This window comes from Streptomyces sp. STR69, from assembly GCF_024519455.1.
Taxonomy (GTDB): Bacteria; Actinomycetota; Actinomycetes; order Streptomycetales; family Streptomycetaceae; genus Streptomyces.
This window is the reverse complement of record NZ_JALJRY010000034.1, coordinates 78,991-98,431: the sequence shown is the minus strand read 5'-3', so window position 1 is coordinate 98,431 and position 19,441 is coordinate 78,991. Positions and strand designations below refer to the sequence as shown.

The window sequence follows — 19,441 nt, the reverse complement described above, 5'->3', positions numbered from 1 at the left end:
TGCCAGTGAGGCAACATTAATTGCCTCTCAGGTTGACACCGGGGCGAGGACGGTTGCAGCCTGAAAGAAATTCCTCGCGACCTCGCACCGGAAAGGACGTGCTGATGTCCGTCACCACCGGCAGCAACGACATCGACTTCGACAACACCGAGGAACTCGACATTCCTCGCCTCGCGGAGAGCCGCGACACCATCGAGGCCGAACGTGCGCACCGCAAGCGGCAGTTGGCCGCCGCGTTCCGGATCTTCGCCCGCTACGGCTTCGACGAGGGCATCGCCGGACACATCACCGCACGGGACCCCGAGTTCCCCGACCGGTTCTGGGTGAACCCGTACGCGGTGCACTTCTCCCGGATCCGCGTCAGCGACCTGCTCCTCATCGACGAGGAGGGCCGGGTGATCGAGGGCGAACGCAGGACCAACAAGGCGGCCTTCTGGATCCACTCCTCCATCCACCACGCCCGTCCGGACGTCGTGGCGGTGGCACATGCCCACACCATCCACGGTCGGGCCTTCGCCTCACTGGACAAGCCCCTGGCCCCGATCGTGCAGGAGTCCTGCGCCTTCTACGAGGACCATGTCCTGTTCGACGAGTACAAAGGTCTGGTGCTGGAGAGGTCCGAGGGCGAGCGGATCGCCGTCCGGCTCGGCGACCGGAGGGCGGCCATCCTCCGGCACCACGGCCTGTTGACCGTCGGCCGGTCGGTCGAGGAGGCCGCGTGGTGGTTCATCACCATGGAGCGCGCCTGCCAGATGCAGCTGCTCGCCGACGCAGCCGGCACGCCCCGGATCATGACCGAGGAGGAAGTGACCCTGGCGCACCGGCAGTTCAGCAACGCCAACATGGCACGGCACAACTTCAATCTCCTGGCCGACCTCGTGGTGGAGGAGGCGCCCGACGTACTGGAGTAAGGCCGGGGCGAGTTGCGTCAGAGGGCCCACCAGCAGTACAGCCGCTGGTTCCCCGCCGTGGCCCGCCGGGCCAGCCCGGACAGCAGCCGGAGCAGCTCCAGCGCCTCGGCGGGCGGCAGACCCACCTCCTCCACGGATCCGAACGGCCCTGCCACCAGGCCCAGTTGGTCATCCGTCGCCGAGGCCAACGCGTCCCGGAGTATGTCGGAGACACTGATGACGAAGGCGGTTTCGGCCTCGGGGTCCGAGAGAAGTTGCCCGGAGCGCGGACGGGCGCGTGCCTCGTCGTAGGCGCAGTCCGTGAGGAGGCCTTCGAGCCGCGCCATGACGACCACCGGGTCGATGCCCTTCAGGGACAGCACGTCGAAGACCGACGGGTCCGGTCCGCCCGGTGCGTCGAGGACACCGACGGCGGCCTCGTCACTCGCGGCAAAGTAGTAGTCGCACATCGCCATGCCGTAGATCCTGCCCGATCCCGGCTCCGGAGCGCGCCTGTCGTACGGTTGCCACTCGGGGTTGGTGAACATTGGGGTGCAAATGGCCGTTTCCGACGACGAGTTGACGCGCACGCTGCCCGGCATTCTGCGGGAGCACTCGGATCGGATCGGCGACAAGACCGCCTATCTGGACGACCGACGCGCCGTCACCTACCGGGAGTTGGAGCGGCGCACCGCCCGGCTGGCGGGCCATCTGGTACGGCTCGGGGTACGGCGTGGGGACCGGGTCGCGATCCATCTCGGCAACCGGGTGGAGCTGGTCGAGGCCTGGCTCGGCGTGCTGCGCGCCGGGGCGATCGGTGTGCTGCTCAACTCGGCCGCGTCGGAAGAGGAGTTGGCGTACTTCCTGGACGACAGCGGTGCCGTCGCGATCGTGACGGAGGAGCCGGTCGCCCAACCGGCCGCCGTACGACGGGTGATCGTCGTCGGACGGGACGAACCGGCCGACGGCACCCTCGACTTCGAGGACCTGGCCGGGACGGATTCGGGTACGGCCGCCCGTGACGACCTCGGGCTCGACGAGCCGGCCTGGATCCACTACACGTCGGGCACCACCGGGCAGAGCAAGGGCGTGGTCTCCACGCAGCGTTCCGCGCTGTGGTCGGTGGCGAAGGCCTACGTACCGGCGTACGGGCTGGAGCAACAGGACCGACTGCTGTGGCCGTTGCCGATGTTCCACGCCCTCGGCCACTCCGTGTGTCTGCTGGGTGTCGTCTCGGTCGGTGCGACGGCTCGCGTCCTCGGGCCGGGCGCGAACGTCGCCGGGGCGCTCGCCGCCGAGCCGTTCACCGTGCTGGGCGGGGTGCCCGCCACCTACCGTCTCCTGCTGGAGTCACTGCGCGAGACGGCGCGTCCGGTCCCCGCCGCGCTGCGGGTGTGTGTCAGCGGCGGGGCGCCCTGTTCCCCCGAGTTGCGGGCGGAGGTCGAACAGGCCCTGGACGCTCCTCTGCTCGACGGGTACGGCTCCACGGAGACCTGCGGGAAGATCGCGGTCGAGCGGCTGGACGGCCCCCGTGACGACCCTTCCCGCGGCTTCCCGCTGCTGGTGCTGGACGTCCGGATCACCGACCCGTCCACCGGTGCCGAGGCCGGCGACGGGGACGAGGGCGAGATCTGGGTGAGCGGTCCCGGGCTGATGGCCGGCTATCACAACCGTCCGGACGCGACCGCGGAGGCGTTCACCGACGGCTGGTACCGCACCGGTGACCTCGGCCGACGCGACGCGCACGGCCATCTCCATGTCACCGGCAGGGTCAAGGAACTCATCATCCGGGGCGGTGTGAACATCAACCCGTCCGAGGTGGAACGGGTGTTGCTGGCCCGCCCCGACATCGTCGACGCCGCGGTCGTCGGCCGGCGCCACGACGTGCTGGGCGAGGTGCCGGTGGCCTTCGTCGTCCCCGGCCCGGACGGCGTCGACACCGAGCGGGCGCTCGCCGCCTGCCGGGAGCGGCTGTCCGGGTTCAAGGTGCCCGACGAGGTCTACCCGACCGAGTCCCTTCCCCGTACCGCGTCCGGGAAGATCGCCCGCGCCGTGCTCGCCGGGGAGTTGCCGCAGCGCCTCGCCGCGGAACGGACGGCCGCCTCGGCCGCGCTGCGCGAGCGGCTCGCCGTCACGTCCGACGCCGTACTCGACCTGGTCCTCGAAGTGACGGCACGGACACTCGACCTCCCCGTACCGGAGCTGCACCCCGAAGTACCCTTCAACGCCCAGGGGTTGACCTCGCTCGGCGCTGTCCTGCTGCGCGACCGGCTCGGCACGGCAACCGGCCTCTCGCTGCCCGCGACGCTGGTCTTCGACCACCCCACGCCCACCGCCGTGGCGGACCTGGTGCGCGCCGCGCTGCACGGCGAGAGCCACCCAGGACCCGCGCGCACTTCCGCCGGCGACCCCGGGGAGCCCATCGCCGTCGTCGCCATGGCCTGCCGCTATCCGGGCGGGGTGAAGTCCCCGGAGGACCTGTGGCGGCTGCTCGCCGACGGCACCGACGCGACCTCCGACTTCCCCGCCGACCGCGGCTGGAACGTGGCCGACCTGTACGACCCGGACCCCGACCGCCTCGGCAGGTCGGTCACCCGGCGCGGCGGTTTCCTGCACGACGCGGCCGACTTCGACGCGTCCTTCTTCTCCATGTCACCCCGCGAGGCGCTGGCCACCGACCCCCAGCAACGACTGCTCCTGGAGAGCAGTTGGGAGTTGCTGGAGCGGGCGGGGCTGGATCCGACCGGTCTGCGCGACAGTGACACCGGCGTCTTCGTGGGCGTCATGCACGCCACCTACGCGAGCCGACTGCACCACGGCGGGCACGAGTTGGAGGCGCATCTAGCCCTCGGCTCGGCCGGCAGCGTGGCCTCCGGCCGCATCGCCTACACACTGGGGTTGCGCGGCCCCGCCGTGACCGTGGACACCGCGTGCTCGTCGTCGCTGGTCGCGATGCATTCGGCCGTACGCTCCCTGCGCGACGGGGAGTGCTCTCTCGCGGTGGCCGGCGGGGTCACTGTCATGTCGTCGCCCGGCCCGTTCATCGCGTTCAGCAGACTGCGCGGGCTGGCTCCGGACGGCCGCTGCAAGCCCTTCTCGGCGGCGGCCGACGGTACCGCGTGGGGCGAGGGGGTCGGCCTGGTCCTGCTGGAACGGCTCTCGGACGCGCGCCGCAACGGCCATCCCGTACTGGCCGTGCTGCGCGGCTCGGCCGTCAACTCCGACGGCGCGTCAAACGGTCTCACCGCGCCCAACGGCCCCGCACAGCAACGGGTGATCCACGCGGCACTGGCCGACGCGGGGCTCTCCCCGGCCGACATCGACACCGTGGAGGCACACGGCACGGGCACCGCGCTCGGCGACCCGATCGAGGCACAGGCGCTCCTCGCCACCTACGGCCGGAACCACACCGCCCAACGCCCGCTGTGGCTGGGCTCGTTGAAGTCCAACCTCGGACACACCCAGGCCGCGGCCGGGGTCGGCGGTGTCATCAAGACGGTGCTGGCGATGCACCACGGACGGCTCCCCCGCAGCCTGCACGCCGACCAGCCGTCCCCGCACGTGGACTGGTCGTCGGGCACCGTACGGCTGCTGTCCCAGGACGAGGAGTGGCGGCCCGAGCCCGGACGGCCGAGGCGGGCGGCGGTCTCGGCGTTCGGCATCGGCGGCACCAACGCGCATGTGATCCTGCAAGAGGCGGAGGCGGACGCCGCGCCATCCCGGCGCACCACAGTGACACCCCCATTGCTGCTCTCGGCCGCCACCCCGTCCGCCCTCCGAGCACAGGCCGCATGCACCGCGGCCTTCCTCCGCGAGTACCCCGAACTCCCCTTGCTGGACGTGGCGTTCACCCACGCCACCGCCCGGTCCGGACTCCCCCACCGCGCGTTCGTCACCACCAACGACCGGGCGGCGACCCTGACCGCCCTCGACGCCCTGACGGAGTCCGCACCCCCGCACACCGCCGCCTCCGCCGCGCGCCTGGCCCTGCTGTTCACCGGCCAGGGCGCCCAACGAACCGGCATGGGACGGGAGTTGTACAACACCTTCCCGGTGTTCGCGACCGCCTTCGACGCCCTGTGCGCACGCTTCGACGCCCACTTGGGGCGTCCGTTGCGCTCGGTGCTCTGGGACACGGACCAAAGCGCCCTGCTGCAGCAGACGGACTTCGCCCAGGCCGCCCTGTTCACCTATGAGGTGTCCCTCTTCCGGCTGCTCGCTTCCTGGGGTGTACGGCCGGACTTCCTGGCAGGGCACTCGGTCGGCGAGCTGGCGGCGGCGCACTGCGCGGGCGTGCTGTCCGAGGCGGATGCCGTCGAACTGGTCGCCGCCCGTGGGAGGTTGATGCGGGAACTGCCGGAGGGCGGCGCGATGGTGGCGCTCGACGCCACCGAGGCGGAGGTGACGGCCGAGTTGACCGAGGGGGTCGCGATCGCGGCCGTGAACGGCCTGCGCGCGGTCGTCGTCTCCGGTGCGCAGGAGCCGGTCCTCGCGCTCGCGGAACGCTTCGCCGTACGGGGCCGTCGTACCCTACGGCTCCGGGTCAGCCACGCCTTCCACTCCCCACTGATGGAACCGATGCTCGCCGAATTCGGCCGTATCGCGGGCGAGTTGACCTACGGCACGCCCAGCATCCCGGTGCTGTCGGGCCTGACCGGACTTCCGGCCACCGGGGAGGAGCTGCGGTCGGCCGCGTACTGGGTGCGGCACGCCCGTGAGGCCGTGCGGTTCGGGGATGTTGTCCACTGGCTGGCGCACGACGGCCGGGTGACCGCGTTCGCCGAACTCGGCCCGGACGCCCACCTCACCGCCCAGGCCGCGGCGGCGATCCCGGCCGGAACCGGCAAGGAACTCCTCTTCGCCGCGACGGCCCGGCGGGACAACCACGAGCCACGGACGCTGTTCGACGCGCTCGGCCAACTCCACGTGCATGGCGTGCGGTTGGACTGGAGCCAGGTGTACGCGGGCAGCGGCGCCCGGCGGGTCGACGGCATGCCCACCTATCCCTTCCAGCGGCAGCGCTACTGGCTCCCCGACACCGGGAGCGACGCTTCCGCCGGTTCCGGGCACCCGCTGGTGACGCAGGCGGTCACGGTGCCGGGTACGGAACGGCTGCTGTGCGGCGGGCGGTTGTCCGGAGCGGGCCAGCCGTGGTTGCGGGACCACGTCGTGGGCGGACACACCCTCGTACCGGGCGCGGCCTTCGCCGATCTCGTGCTGCACGCGGGCGACCTGTGCGGGCTCGCCGTACTGGAGGAACTCGCCCTGCTGAACCCGCTGTTCCTGCCCGACGACGAGGAGGGCATCCAGGTGCAGGTGGTCCTGGGTGAGCCGGACGACTCCGGGCGCCGCGCGGCGGATGTGTTCGCGCGGTCCGAGGAGTCCGGCGCGCTCGGCGCCTGGACACAGCACGCGACCGGCCGGCTCGGCCCGGCCGTGCCGGGTGTCCTGGACGACGCGGTTCCGCTCACCGTGTGGCCGCCGCCGGGTGCCACCCGGGTGGACCTCTCCGAGGCCTACGACCGGGTGGCCGCGGCCGGGTTGGCGTACGGTCCGGCGTTCCAGGGGGTCACCGCGCTGTGGCGGCGCGGCGAGGAACTGTTCGCCGAGGTCGGCCCGTTGCCGGTCGCGGACGCCCGGCGCCATGTCCTCCACCCGGCACTGCTGGACGCCGCCCTGCACCCGGGTCTGCTCGCCGAACCGCCCACCGGTCCGGCCCGGCTGCCGTTCGCCTGGCGGGGTCTGACCGTGCACGCCACCGGCGCGACGGCACTGCGCGTCCGTATGACGCGGCCCGGCCCGGACGCGATCACCCTCGATCTCGCGACCCCCACCGGCGCGCCCGTGGCCCGCCTGGAGTCGATGACGACCCGCCCGGCACCGGAGCTCGGTCCCGCCCCGGCCGGAGAGCTGTACCGGCTGCGGTGGACGAGCGTGCCGACCGCCGGCGAAGTGCCCGCCATGGCGGTGTCGGAGACGGACGACCTGGGTCTGGCCACGTTCCTCGCCTCCGCCGACGACGAGGCGTCCTGGTCCGAGGAGACACCGGAGACGGTCGTCGCCTCCTTGGCCGCCCCCGGCGGCGAGGACGCGGACCCGGTCGCCGACGCGCATCAACTCACCGTTCGGGCAATGCAGTTGCTGCAAACACACCTCGCCGGTTCCGGGCACCTGACCGTGGTCACGCGCGGCGCCGCCGAGCCGTCGCCCGACCTGCCCGCCGCCACGGTCTGGGGCCTGCTGCGGACCGCGCAGGCCGAGTACCCCGGACGCCTCACCCTCGTGGACGTGGACGGCCACCCGGAGTCGCTACGACGACTACCCGCCGCGCTCGCCACGGGCGAGCCCCAACTCTCCGTACGCGAAGGCGTCTTGCGCGTGCCCCGACTGGCGACGGCACCCCCTTCCGAGGACGCGGGCTCGCTCGCCGGGGGCACCGTCCTCATCACCGGCGGCACCGGGTCCCTCGGGGCGATGCTGGCCCGGCATCTTGTCGACCGGCACGGGGTACGACGGCTCATCCTCCTCAGTCGGCGCAGTGAACAGGCTCCGGGCGCAGAGGAGTTGCGCGCGGATCTGGAACGGGCGGGCGCACAGGTGGATCTGGTGGCCTGCGACATCGCCGAGCGGGACCAACTCGCCGCCGTACTCAAGGCGTTCGGGCCGGACCTGACCGCCGTAGTGCACGCGGCCGGGGTGCTGGACGACGGCGTGCTGGCGTCGATGACACCTGAGCGGCTGGCGGCGGTGCTGCGGCCGAAGGCCGATGCGGCCTGGCAGTTGCACGAGTCGACGAAGGACCTGCCGCTGGCCCGGTTCGTGCTGTTCTCGTCGGCGGCGGGGCTGCTGGGCAATCCCGGGCAGGCCAACTACGCGGCGGCGAACTCCTTCCTGGACGCGCTCGCGCGCCATCGCTCCGAACTGGGCCTGCCCGCACTGTCGTTGGTCTGGGGCGCGTGGGCGGACGAGGAGGGCATGGCGGCCCGCAGCGGACGGGTGCACGGTGGTCCGGTGCGCGCGGTCTCTCCGGAGCAGGCGTTCGCGCTCTTCGACGCCGCGCTCGGCAGCGCCGAACCCGTCCTCGCGCCACTGCCGTTGGACCGCTCGCCCAACGCGTTCCCGGCCGGGACTGCCGTTCCGCCACCACTGCGCGGGCTGTTGCGTACGGGCCGCCCCTCGGCCGCCGCCGCCAGCACGGGCGGCGGGGTGCCGGACGACGACGCCGGATCATGGCGGAACCGACTCGCCGCCCTGCCGCCGCCCGAGCGGTTGCCCGCCCTGCGGTCGCTCATCCGCACCGAGGTCGCCGCCGTGCTCGGACACACTGAAGTCGACGCCGTGGACCGGGACTTCGCGGAACTGGGCCTCGACTCCCTGATGCGGGTCATGCTCTGCAACCGGCTGAGCCTGCTGACCGGGACACCGCTGGCCGTCACCGTGGCCTACGACTGGCCGGACACCGAGCAGCTCGCCGAGCACCTGTACGGCGAGCTGCGCGGCACGCTGCCCGACGAGCCCGGCGCCACGACCGTCCCGGCACCGGTGCGGTCCGGGGGACGTGGACGCGGAGCCGGGCAGTCGCTGCCTGCCCTGTACCGGCAGGTGTGCGAAACCGGTGACGTCGTATCGGCCATGCATCTGCTGGTGACCGCGTCCATCGGCGCGGCCACCTTCGGCCCGGAGGAGGCCGCCCGGCACGCGCTGCCGCCGCTGCGGCTTGCCTCGGGCACCCGGGGGCCGGCCATGGTCTGTGTTCCCGGCTTCGCCTCCAACCTGGGCCGCCCCTGGTACGCCGGGCTCGCCGCCTGTTTCGAGGGCGAGCGGGACGTGTTCGAGGTGCGGCACTCCGGGATCGATCACGGAGACGCGGTGCCACGGGATCTGGGGACGCTGACCGCGTCGCATGCTGCGACCGTGCGGCACCAGCTCGGCGATCACCCCTATGTAGTGGTCGGCCATTCCATGGGCGGATCGGCCGCCCACGCCCTCACCACGCACCTGGCGGCCCTCGGCGCTCCCCCGGCCGGACTCGTCCTGATCGACTCCTACCACATCACCCCGGACCGGGAGGCCGAGCCGTGGCTGCTGTCCCTGCCCGCGCGGATTCCGCTGGCGGCCGGCGAGAGATTCGACACCCTGGTGGACGATCTGACACTGCTTTCGCTGGGTGCGTACACGCGGATGTTCCGCGGCTGGCAGCCCGAACTCACGCAGGTGCCGAGCCTGTTGGTCCGGGCCTCCGCACCACTGGCGGACATGCCGCCGGAGTGGCGGTCGTCCTGGCCCGGTGTGCTGGACACGATGGACGCCCCCGGCACTCATCTCAGCGTGCTCGAAGAGGACGCGCCGACCACGGCCAAGGCCGTCCGCGACTGGATCGACGGCCTCGCATAGCCCGGCGGGAGATCGAATATCTATGTTCGCGGCATGAGAAACGGAATTCACGGCCGCACACTCACGATCGCGCCGTGCTACTATTGATCTCAGTTGCAGTTGTGGTTGCCAAACCCTTCAGATGCCCACACCGCTCTCCGAGGCGGTGGAGCATTTTTTTGTGTGTCCGGTTTTTCTTCCGGCGGGGTGATCATCACGGCGACACGGAGCCCGCACTGTGCGGACTCCGCTGACCGCCCCGAAGGAGAACAAAATGGCCAGTGGCACCGTGAAGTGGTTCAACGCGGAAAAGGGTTTCGGCTTCATCGAGCAGGACGGTGGCGGCGCTGACGTCTTCGCCCACTACTCGAACATCGCCGCCCAGGGCTTCCGCGAGCTGCAGGAGGGTCAGAAGGTGACCTTCGACATCGCGCAGGGCCAGAAGGGCCCGACGGCCGAGAACATCGTCCCTGCGTAACACCGACGTTAACTTCGCAGCTGGGGCCCGCACCTTGGGGTGCGGGCCCCAGCTCGCTGCATTTTCCATGCTTCGACGCTATTCCGCCGAAGCCACCGGCTCGTTCTTGCGATTCTCTGCGCCGTTCATTCACCGCGGGAATTCCTTGATACGTGCCATATCAAGGAAGGTTCCACATTGAACCGCGCACGTACAAATGATCGCTTCGCGCGAAAGCGCAATGGAAATCCGGAATCCGGAAAGAGCGGCGGCTACCGCTCAGCGGCTCCGTCCGGCAATCGCTCCAACGCTCCGCGCCGCTCCAAGGGCGGCGGCGGCCGACCGGTCGCGCTGCAGGGCGAGTTCGCGCTGCCGAAGACCGTGACGCCGGGGCTGCCCGCCGTGGAGTCGTTCGCCGAACTCGACATGCCCGCCAAGCTGTTGGCCGCGCTCGGCCACGAGGGCGTCACCGTCCCGTTCCCGATCCAGGCCACGACCCTCCCCAACTCCCTTGCCGGGCGCGACGTACTCGGCCGCGGCCGTACCGGCTCCGGCAAGACCCTCGCCTTCGGCCTCGCGATGCTGGCCCGTACGGCGGGCCGCCGTGCCGAGCCGCGTCAGCCGCTCGCGCTCGTCCTCGTCCCGACCCGCGAACTGGCCCAGCAGGTCACCGACGCACTCACCCCGTACGCCCGCGCCGTCAGCGTGCGGATGACGACCGTCGTCGGCGGTATGTCGATCGGCCGCCAGGCCGGGGCGCTGCGCGGCGGCGCGGAGGTCGTGGTCGCGACGCCGGGACGCCTCAAGGACCTGATCGACCGCGGCGACTGCCGCCTGGACAGCGTCACCATCACCGTCCTCGACGAGGCCGACCAGATGGCCGACATGGGCTTCATGCCCCAGGTCACCGGCCTGCTGGACCAGGTGCAGACGGGCGGCCAGCGGATGCTGTTCTCGGCCACCCTGGACCGCAACGTGGACCTCCTGGTCCGCCGCTACCTGACCGACCCCGTCGTCCACTCCGTCGACCCCTCCGCGGGCGCGGTCACGACGATGGAGCACCACGTCCTGCATGTCCACGGCACGGACAAGCAGCGGGCGACCACCGAGATCGCGGCGCGCGACGGCCGGGTCATCATGTTCCTGGACACCAAGCACGCTGTAGACCGGCTGGTGAAGCACCTGCTGAGCAACGGCGTCCGCGCGGCCGGGCTGCACGGCGGCAAGTCCCAGCCGCAGCGCACCCGCACCCTCGCGCAGTTCAAGGACGGGCATGTGACGGCGCTGGTGGCGACCAACGTCGCGGCGCGCGGCATCCACGTCGACAACCTCGACCTGGTCGTCAACGTCGATCCGCCCACCGACCCCAAGGACTATCTGCACCGCGGCGGCCGTACGGCCCGTGCGGGCGAGTCCGGCAGTGTCGTCACGCTGGTCACCCCCGACCAGCGTCGTGACTTCACCCGCCTGATGACCATGGCCGGCGTCACCGCGGAGGTCACCTCGGTGCGGTCGGGCGAGGAGGAACTGACCCGGATCACGGGCGCCCAGGCCCCCTCCGGTGTCCCCGTGGTCATCACCGCCCCGGTCGTGGAGCAGCGCGAGCGCACCCGCCGCAGCCCCTCCTCCTCGTCGTCGCGCGGCCGTCGTGGCCGTCCCGCCACCGAGGGCCGGACCGGCGGCGGCGCCGCCCGGCGCAGTGGCGGCAACGGCGGCTCCGGCGGAAGCGGCAGGGGTCAGCGACGGTCGTCCTTCGGCCCCGCGGCCTGAGGATCAACTCGGCCCCTTCCGGGGCCTGTTCGGACGGTTTCTCCTTCTCTCTGTGAGGCAACATGCGTTGTGTCATCGCCCGGTATCCCTTCGACCTCACCAAGCTGGGAGTGCTGGAGACGATGAAGGGCATCAAGCCCGAGCTGGTCACGGGTGAGTCCGTGACCATCGGGCGGCGCCGCTACCCCGTCAAGCAGGTGGGGCAGGTCATCACCCGGCAGGACCCGCGCGACTTCAACAGCGGCGAGGTCATCCGGGCCATGACCCGGCTCGGCTTCACCTGCCACGGCCTGCCCGAGGCCGTGCCCGTGCACGTCCTCACTCCGATGGAGAACGCGTCGGCGCTGCTGGGCAGCGGCGCGCCGCAGGACGCGTAGGAGCGACACCAGTACAACCGTGAGGGGCCCTGCCGACGCGCGTCGGCAGGGCCCCTCACCGCGTTCGGCGGCCAGGTGGGACCCCTCGGAACGAGCAGATGAACAGCGGGTTAGCATATGAGCGCCGCCTAGCTCGAAAGAGAAACCTGTGCCTGTCAACGAGGACTCGTTCACCAACTGGAAGAACCGTGAGGAGATCGCGGAGTCGATGATCCCGATGATCGGGAAGCTGCACCGCGAGCGGGACGTCACGGTCCTGCTGCACAGCCGCTCCCTGGTCAACAAGTCGGTGGTCAGCATCCTCAAGACCCACCGGTTCGCCCGCCAGATCGACGGCGAGGAACTCTCCGTCACCGAGACCCTGCCGTACCTGCGGGCGCTCACCACGCTCGACCTGGGCCCCTCCCAGATCGACATCGGCATGCTCGCCGCCACCCACCGCACCGACGAACGCGGCCTGACCGCCGAGGAGTTCACCGCCGAGGCCGTCGCCGGAGCCACCGGCGCCAACAAGATCGCCTGCCGCGAGGGCCGCGATGTCGTGCTGTACGGCTTCGGCCGCATCGGCCGCCTGGTCGCCCGCCTGCTCATCGAGAAGGCCGGCTCGGGCAACGGACTGCGGCTGCGCGCCATCGTCGTACGCCAGGGCGGCGACCAGGACATCGTGAAGCGCGCCTCGCTGCTGCGGCGCGACTCGATCCACGGCCAGTTCCAGGGCACGATCACCGTCGACGAGGCGAGCAGCACGATCGTCGCCAACGGCAACGAGATCAAGGTGATCTACGCGAACGACCCGGCCGAGGTCGACTACACGGCGTACGGCATCAAGGACGCCATCCTCATCGACAACACGGGCAAGTGGCGTGACCGGGAAGGCCTTTCGCAGCATCTGCGGCCCGGGATCGACAAGGTCGTACTGACCGCGCCCGGCAAGGGCGACGTCCCCAACATCGTGCACGGCGTCAACCACGACACGATCAAGCCGGACGAGCAGATCCTGTCCTGCGCGTCCTGCACCACCAACGCGATCGTGCCGCCGCTGAAGGCGATGGCCGACGAGTACGGTGTGCTGCGCGGCCATGTGGAGACCGTCCACTCGTTCACCAACGACCAGAACCTGCTGGACAATTACCACAAGGCCGACCGCCGCGGCCGTTCGGCGCCGCTCAACATGGTGATCACCGAGACCGGTGCCGCCTCCGCCGTCGCCAAGGCGCTGCCCGACCTCAAGGCGCCGATCACCGGCAGCTCGATCCGCGTCCCGGTACCGGACGTCTCGATCGCGATCCTCAGCCTGCGGCTCGGCCGCGAGACCACCCGCGCCGAGGTCCTGGACCACCTCCGCGATGTCTCGCTGACGTCCCCGCTGAAACGGCAGATCGACTTCACCACCGCCCCCGACGCCGTGTCGAGCGACTTCATGGGCTCCCGCCACGCCTCGATCATCGACGCGGGCGCCACCAAGGTCGACGGCGACAACGCGATCCTCTACCTCTGGTACGACAACGAGTTCGGCTACTCCTGCCAGGTCGTCCGGGTCGTCCAGCACGTCTCGGGGGTCGAGTACCCGACGTACCCGGCACCGGCCGTCTGACCACCGGAACACGCCGAACGCGCGACGGCCCGGCCGCCCCGGTGAGGGCGGTCGGGCCGTTGTCGGTCACAGCCGAGCGGGGTGTCAGCGAGTACTGCGCTTGCCCCGGTACAGCACCACGAATCCGGCGACGAGCAGCAGCGCTCCGGCCACCGCCGGCCACAGGTTCGCGCCGGTCTCCGCCAGGCCACCCTGTGCCTGCGGCTGGTTCGGGCCTACGGCTGCGTAGCTCTCCCCGCCCGAGGACGAGGCGGGCGGTGTCGCCGCGGCGCTGCCCACCTGACCGCCGGCGTTGTCGTCCGAACTCCCCGCTGCCTCCGTCGACTTGGACCCTTCGGTCTTCGTGTCGGCCTTGGGGACGGACACGGCGGTCGTCAGATCTCCGGGTTCGGTGGTCTGGGTGTCCGGCGCGCTGGTCTCGGGCTCGGCGGTGGGCTGGTCGTCGTTTCCGCCGGTCCCTCCGTTGTCGCCATTCCCCGCGTTGCCGCCGTTGCCGCCGCTCCCGTCGTTCCCACCGTTGCCGGCGGGCTCGTCGGACGCCGTCGCGCTGGCGGTCGCCGTAGCGGATTCAGTGGCCGTAGGAGACGCCTGCGGCTCACCCGAACCGCCGCCCGAACCGGATCCGTCACCCGAACCCGAACCGCCATCCGAACCCGACCCGCCGCCCGATCCCGGGTCGTTGTCCGTGCCGGCGCCGCACTTCTCGCCGCTGTTGATGCAGGTGACCATGTCGTTCATCAGGCCCTCGTCGAAGACGTTGATGAAGTCGCCGTGGTCGGTGACGGGCTTGTGCTGCTGCTCGGGGAAGGAGTCGACCGCGAACAGCGGGCTCGTCTTGCCGCCGTCCTGGAGGCTCGGCGCGTCGACGTCGTAGACGATCCGCTGGACCAGCTGCGGAATGGCCTTGAAGCCGTCCGGGCAGGCGCCGTCGGCGGCCTCGAAGGCCACGTGGGTGCGGTGGTTGGCGCTGTCGATGTTGCGGCCGTCCCAGCAGCTCTGGAACTTGAAGGTGCGCACCACGTCGCTGCCCGAGGGGCACAGCGGGTACTTGTCCTTGAGCTGCCGGTCCTCGAACCCGGTGCAGCTCCAGGAGGCGTTGGCGTTGGCGGGGCCGTTGACGAAGGCCTTGGCGTCGCCGGTGATGATGCGCAGGAGGCGCGGCATCGCGACGACCTTGCTCTGCGGGTTGCCCTCGAAGGTCAGGGTGACCTGCTTGGCCGTGACGATCTCACCGGTGTTGCCCTCGGTGCCGCCGCCGGGCTTGTCCGCGTCCCGCTCCTGCTTGCCGTTCTGCAGGCGCAACACGGGCCAGTAGTAAGTGGACTTGTCGCCCGGGTTCTCGCAGCTCGTGTCGGCGTTCGCGAGATCCTGGTCGCTGGCGAAGGCGTTGTTCGACTGGTTGCCGATGTAGTCGTGGAAGTGGTGGGCGCCGTTGGTGACACCGGGCGCGACGATCACGTTGTCGGAGTTGAACAGGCCGTTCTCGTTCACGCCGCAGGCGGTGACGAACGTACCGCGGGAGGCATTGGCCTGCTCCTGCGGAGCGTTCACGTTGGGCTGCACAGAGGTGATGTCCGCGTAGTCCGAGGCGACCGGCCCATTGGTGGACTGCTGCTGGCCCTGGCCGTCCTGGTCGCCGCTGGCACTGGCACTGGCACTGGCGCTCTGGTCGTCGCCGTTGCCGCCCTGGTCGCCGGTCTCGTTCGTGGGCGCGATCAGGGTGCAGGCGGCGAGCGCGTCGAGTCCCTCCGGACGGTCCCCGACGCGCGCGATAGCGTCGTCGATCCGCCCGATGGTCGCGGCCCGCTTCTCCTTCAACGGATTCATGATCGCGTTGTCGGCGAAGGAGGCGTCCTGGCGGATGGACTCCCTGGAGTCCTGAAGTTTCTGGTAGGCCTCGGTTATCTGCTGGTCCAGAAGCGCGAGTTCCTTGTCGACGTCGGTCTTCGCCTCGTCGGGCACCGTCGTCAACTGGGTACCGATGTCCGGGCAGTCGATCGTCGCGCCTCGCGATGCCGCGTCCGGAGACCCTTGTTGGGCGGAGTCACCGCCCCAACCACCTTCCGACGCCGACGCGTAGACGTTCGCCGCCATCAGTCCTCCGCCGCCCAGCATCAGGGCGACTGCTGCCATCGTCGCGCGTCGTGCGCCTGTGGGGCGTCTGCGCGTGTTGCGTGCCAAGGAAGTTGCTCCTACACGTATCGGTCGGCCCGGCTCGTCCCGGCATGGAAATCCCCCGACCCAATACGGAACCGGATGCCAGTGTGTTCAACCGCCTCAGAAATTCATAGCGACCTCATATGGATCACCGGGTTCGGCAGGCCCCTGATCTCTCGACACACCAGGGCGAGGTAAAGGTCACAAATACGTATCGGACATATCGCGCTTCAACCTTCACACGAGGCACACACGTTGGCTAAGTTGGCATTCAGGCCGTACGACCTACTCCGGCGATCGGCGCCGGGCCGCACGGCTTGCGCCGAGTCCGGCGTGTCGCTCGCGACAGCCGGAGCCGGGGACCCACCGAACTTGGGGTGAATCGGTCCAACTGCCCCTCAGGGCAAGGGCCGTAGGGCAAACCTTCCGTGATCGACGCCCGAACCCGACAGCTAACCCGGTAGGCGCGATACGGAAGGAGCACGTCTGCCATGCCGGCAGAACGACGCACGCGCACCGGAGGCAGTGGCCCCACCGTGGACGACCGACCCAGCCGCGACGAAGTCCAGCGGCGGATCAACTCCCTTTACGACAGGGCCGAGACGGCCACCGGAAACTACAACGCCACACGTGCCATGTCCGGGAAGCCGCGCAAGCGTGTCGAGTCCCGCCCCGGCGCGTCACGCCCTTCCGACCCCGCCGTCGAAGCCGTCACCCGGCAGCTCTTCGACCGCGCCCGCACCCAACTGGGCCCGACCGTACCGGCGATCCTGCCGCCCGGCAGGACCCCGGCCCGCCCGGCCGAATCCCGACCCGAGCGGTCCGAACGACGTGCCGAGCCCCAGAGCACCGACCGCGCGCTCGAGGCGCAGCCCGGCCGCGCCGTGGCCGAACTGACCGCGGGGACCAGCGCCGCAACGGAGCTCACTGCCTCGCAGCCCACGGCTCCCGTGGCGGAGTTGACCGCACTACCCATCGCCGCGCTGCCTCCCGCCGCACAGCAGACACAGCAGTCTCCTGTGATGCCGCAGATGTCTCAGATCGCCCAGATCGCGCAGATGGCTCAGGCCCAGATGTCGCAGCTACCGTCGGCGACCGTCCTCGACCTGCCGCCGGTACCGCCCGCCGCGGAGGTACCGCCCGCGCAGGTCATGGCACCACAGCAGTTCGCAACCGCCCCGGCACCGGCCTTCGACCCGCTCACCGCGAGCCTGGACCTGCTCCCGGCCATCGGCGCACCGCGCACCGAGACCGCGCCGACGGTTGCCACCTGGCCGCTCCCGGAGACGGCCTGGTCCGCCCCCGAGACCACTTGGTCCACCGGACAGATGCCCGTGGTGACCGAGCAACAGACCTGGTCAACAGGGCAGATGCCCGCTGTGACCCAGCAACCGCCGTGGTCCACTGGTCAGTTCCCCGCAGTAACCGAGCAACCGCCGTGGTCCACTGGCCAGTTCCCCGCAGCGACCGAGCAACAGACTTGGTCGACAGGGCAGTTCCCCGCAGTGACCGAGCAACCTGCTTGGTCCACCGAGCAACCTGCTTGGTCCACCGAGCAGGTACCTCTGATCCCCCAGCAGCCTTCGGCCCAGCCGGCCTGGCAGCCCGCACCGGAACCGTCCTGGCGCCCGCCGCAGCAGGAGTGGCAGCCGACCGCCCCCGCCCCCGAGGTCTCCTACGCCGCGGCCCCGTCCGTCGCCCCCGCACTCGCACCCCCCGTCCCTCCGGCCATGGCCCCGGAAGCCACACTCCCTCCGGCCCCGGCCATGAGCCCGACACCCGCCATCGTCACCCCCACCGCACCGGACGCCGGCACCCAGAGCAAGACCGCCACCGCGCTCGCCTTCGCCCGCGCACAGATCGGCAGGCCCTGCCTGTGGGGCGCAGCGGGACCGGACGCGTACGACTGCTCCAGCCTCACCCAGGCCGCCTGGAAGGCAGCGGGGGTCCTGCTCCCGCGCACCGCCCAGGAACAGTCGGGAGCGGGCGCCCTCGTCCCCCTGACGGACATCCACGCCGGCGACCTGATCTTCTTCTACGACAGCATCGACCACGTCGGCCTCTACACCGGCAACGGCCTGATGATCCACGCGCCGAGCCCCGGCACGCCGATACGCGAGGAGTCGATCTTCTACGCCGGTTCCGCCGCCATTCGGGGCGCCGTACGACCGGCCTGACCCACTGGGTCTCATGCGTCCCGCTACTCCCGGCGGGCCGCGTCGTTGCTCTGTACGAGTGGTGGAACCCGGGACACGGTCGTAGCGTCGAACGAGACGACGGACGACGACCGTGTCCAGGCAGGCGGGCCCACCGCCGGTGCGGGTGCGGAGCAACGGGTACTAACGGGCGGCCGGGAGCGGACATGTACAAACACACCATGGTCGGAGTCGTCACGGTCTGTGCCGCCGCTCTGCTCGCGCCGGCCGTGGGCACCTCGTCCGCGGCCCCGGTGACAGTGCGCGCGCAACCGGTCGCCCAGCGGCAGCCCACGGTCCCCGTGCTGGTCGACTGCCTCTGGCATCCCGAGGTACGCCCCGCCGACTTCATGCTCGCCTGCGGCGACGGCAACAGCCGCCTGGCGTCGCTGCGTTGGTCGAACTGGGACACCAACTCCGCGACGGCGACGGGCGTCAACTGGGTGAACGACTGCAAACCCTATTGCGCGGTGGGCAAGTTCCACTCGTATCCGGTCGTCGTCCGGCTCGACAACGCGCAGACGTGGAAGCGGCATCCGGGGGTACGGCAGTACGGCCGGATCAGTCTGACGTACACCGCCGGAAGGCCGGACAGGTTCGCGCACGTCGTGACCTATCCCCTGTGGAACTGAACCGGCTCACAACGACAACTCCACCACCAGCGGGCGGTGGTCCGAGATCGCCGTCCGCGGTGTGTGCGCCGTCCCCACGGCGTCCGCGTCGAGCCCCGTCGTCATGATGTGGTCGAGCTGGACGAGCGGCCGGTGCGAGGGGAAGGTCGCCCGCCGGGCCGCACTCCGCCAGCCACGCGGCGCGGTCGCGTTCAGAGTGATCCGGGGAAGAGCGCCGAAGAGGTTGAAGTCGCCCATCAGAACCCGGGGTTGGGGCAGCTCCGCGATCCAGCGGCGCACGGTGCGGAGTTGGCCGATGTTCCAGCCCGGCACGAACGAGAGATGCACGGCCACGGCGGTGAACGGCCCCTGCGGGCCTTCCAGTACGGCGGCCAGCACGGCCCGGGGCTGATCCCGGGCCAGCACCGGAGCGGCCCGTCCGGCGACCCGCAACGGGACGGCCAGCGGGCCCGGGGACAGCCGTAGGGACCGCCATTCGCGGACCGGCAGCCGGGACAGCAACGCGATGCCCTGGGAAGGGAGTTCGGGCTCAAGGGCTTCGGGGCCGTGGACGCGCAGCGCGGGTTGGGACGGGTCGGTGACCCAGCCCCGGTCCGGCACGAAACGGCTGTGCAGGGCCGTCGCGTAGCGCCAGTCGCGGGCGCCCAGCGCCGCGGCGGCGACCGCCGCCTGGTCGAGGCGGCCGGAGCGTTCCTGGAAGCGGTCGACCTCCTGGAGCGCCAGCACGTCGACGTCCAGACACGCGACGGCTTCGGCGAGGGGCGCCGAGGGGTCCTCGGGGCGGGTGGCCGCCGGGCGGCCGTCGGAACGGATCAACTGACCGTGCAGCACGTTGAACGTCGCGCACCGCACCCGTATGTCGCCCATGGCCGCTCCCTCCCAGGGGAGCGATCTTCGCATCCGGCGGAACGCACCGTGCGGCGGTCGACAAGATCGCTCCCAATCACGCGGAATTTCGAGTCAATCCGCAATCACACACGTACCAGCGGTCATGGG

The 19,441-nt window shown here is 70.8% G+C and carries 11 protein-coding genes and 1 riboswitch; of the genes, 8 read left to right on the top strand and 3 right to left on the bottom strand.

The features are described from left to right. The first annotated feature begins 104 nt into the window (after nucleotides 1-104). The gene (locus tag OC490_RS41570; RefSeq protein WP_262063242.1) at nucleotides 105-911 is read left to right on the top strand and encodes a class II aldolase/adducin family protein; all 807 of its coding nucleotides are present in this window, start codon (nucleotides 105-107) and stop codon (nucleotides 909-911) included. A gap of 17 nt (nucleotides 912-928) precedes the next feature. On the opposite strand, the gene OC490_RS41565 is transcribed toward OC490_RS41570, so the two are convergent. Then, nucleotides 929-1,366, bottom strand: a complete 438-nt coding sequence (locus OC490_RS41565; protein ID WP_262063241.1) for a hypothetical protein — start codon at nucleotides 1,364-1,366, stop codon at nucleotides 929-931. Nucleotides 1,367-1,448: 82 nt separating this feature from the next. Between OC490_RS41565 and OC490_RS41560 the strand changes: the two genes are divergently transcribed. The 5 genes from OC490_RS41560 to OC490_RS41540 all read left to right on the top strand — a co-directional run bounded on the left by OC490_RS41560 (nucleotide 1,449) and on the right by OC490_RS41540 (nucleotide 13,461). Then, a complete protein-coding gene (locus OC490_RS41560; RefSeq protein ID WP_262063240.1) occupies nucleotides 1,449-9,284 on the top strand; it encodes a type I polyketide synthase in 7,836 nt (2,611 codons plus the stop codon). A gap of 253 nt (nucleotides 9,285-9,537) precedes the next feature. Beyond that, nucleotides 9,538-9,741 (top strand): cold-shock protein, encoded by a 204-nt coding sequence (locus OC490_RS41555; RefSeq protein ID WP_019056860.1) that lies wholly within the window; start codon nucleotides 9,538-9,540, stop codon nucleotides 9,739-9,741. Nucleotides 9,742-9,918: 177 nt separating this feature from the next. Beyond that, nucleotides 9,919-11,490 carry a DEAD/DEAH box helicase gene (locus OC490_RS41550; protein WP_262063239.1) on the top strand — a complete coding sequence of 524 codons (1,572 nt, stop codon included), beginning with the start codon at nucleotides 9,919-9,921 and terminating at the stop codon, nucleotides 11,488-11,490. Nucleotides 11,491-11,552: 62 nt separating this feature from the next. After that, a complete protein-coding gene (locus OC490_RS41545; protein WP_262063238.1) occupies nucleotides 11,553-11,867 on the top strand; it encodes an SCO5918 family protein in 315 nt (104 codons plus the stop codon). Nucleotides 11,868-12,015: 148 nt separating this feature from the next. After that, the gene (locus tag OC490_RS41540; RefSeq protein ID WP_262063237.1) at nucleotides 12,016-13,461 is read left to right on the top strand and encodes a glyceraldehyde-3-phosphate dehydrogenase; all 1,446 of its coding nucleotides are present in this window, start codon (nucleotides 12,016-12,018) and stop codon (nucleotides 13,459-13,461) included. Nucleotides 13,462-13,545: 84 nt separating this feature from the next. On the opposite strand, the gene OC490_RS41535 is transcribed toward OC490_RS41540, so the two are convergent. Further along, the gene (locus OC490_RS41535; protein WP_262063236.1) at nucleotides 13,546-15,594 is read right to left on the bottom strand and encodes a DUF1996 domain-containing protein; all 2,049 of its coding nucleotides are present in this window, start codon (nucleotides 15,592-15,594) and stop codon (nucleotides 13,546-13,548) included. Nucleotides 15,595-15,928: 334 nt separating this feature from the next. Beyond that, a riboswitch (cyclic di-AMP (ydaO/yuaA leader) is annotated at nucleotides 15,929-16,101 on the top strand. A gap of 8 nt (nucleotides 16,102-16,109) precedes the next feature. On the opposite strand from OC490_RS41535, the gene OC490_RS49660 reads away from it, so the two are divergent. Both OC490_RS49660 and OC490_RS41525 read left to right on the top strand, forming a co-directional pair. Continuing rightward, on the top strand, nucleotides 16,110-17,795 hold the full coding sequence (locus OC490_RS49660) for an NlpC/P60 family protein (protein WP_410099246.1): 1,686 nt from the start codon (nucleotides 16,110-16,112) through the stop codon (nucleotides 17,793-17,795). A gap of 185 nt (nucleotides 17,796-17,980) precedes the next feature. After that, complete coding sequence (locus OC490_RS41525) at nucleotides 17,981-18,445, top strand: hypothetical protein (protein ID WP_262063235.1); 465 nt, start codon at nucleotides 17,981-17,983, stop codon at nucleotides 18,443-18,445. A 6-nt stretch (nucleotides 18,446-18,451) separates the two neighbouring features. Here OC490_RS41525 and OC490_RS41520 read toward each other — a convergent pair whose 3' ends face one another. Further along, on the bottom strand, nucleotides 18,452-19,312 hold the full coding sequence (locus OC490_RS41520) for an endonuclease/exonuclease/phosphatase family protein (RefSeq protein WP_262063234.1): 861 nt from the start codon (nucleotides 19,310-19,312) through the stop codon (nucleotides 18,452-18,454). Nucleotides 19,313-19,441: the final 129 nt, after the last annotated feature.

Bases quoted from the DNA above. Each gene is read 5' to 3' on its own strand.
- OC490_RS41545 (WP_262063238.1), top strand. From the start codon at position 11,553: ATGCGTTGTGTCATCGCCCGGTATCCCTTCGACCTCACCAAGCTGGGA.
- OC490_RS41560 (WP_262063240.1), top strand. From the start codon at position 1,449: ATGGCCGTTTCCGACGACGAGTTGACGCGCACGCTGCCCGGCATTCTG.
- OC490_RS41525 (WP_262063235.1), top strand. From the start codon at position 17,981: ATGTACAAACACACCATGGTCGGAGTCGTCACGGTCTGTGCCGCCGCT.
- OC490_RS41565 (WP_262063241.1), bottom strand. From the start codon at position 1,366: ATGGCGATGTGCGACTACTACTTTGCCGCGAGTGACGAGGCCGCCGTC.
- OC490_RS41570 (WP_262063242.1), top strand. From the start codon at position 105: ATGTCCGTCACCACCGGCAGCAACGACATCGACTTCGACAACACCGAG.
- OC490_RS41520 (WP_262063234.1), bottom strand. From the start codon at position 19,312: ATGGGCGACATACGGGTGCGGTGCGCGACGTTCAACGTGCTGCACGGT.
- OC490_RS41535 (WP_262063236.1), bottom strand. From the start codon at position 15,594: ATGGCAGCAGTCGCCCTGATGCTGGGCGGCGGAGGACTGATGGCGGCG.
- OC490_RS49660 (WP_410099246.1), top strand. From the start codon at position 16,110: ATGCCGGCAGAACGACGCACGCGCACCGGAGGCAGTGGCCCCACCGTG.
- OC490_RS41555 (WP_019056860.1), top strand. From the start codon at position 9,538: ATGGCCAGTGGCACCGTGAAGTGGTTCAACGCGGAAAAGGGTTTCGGC.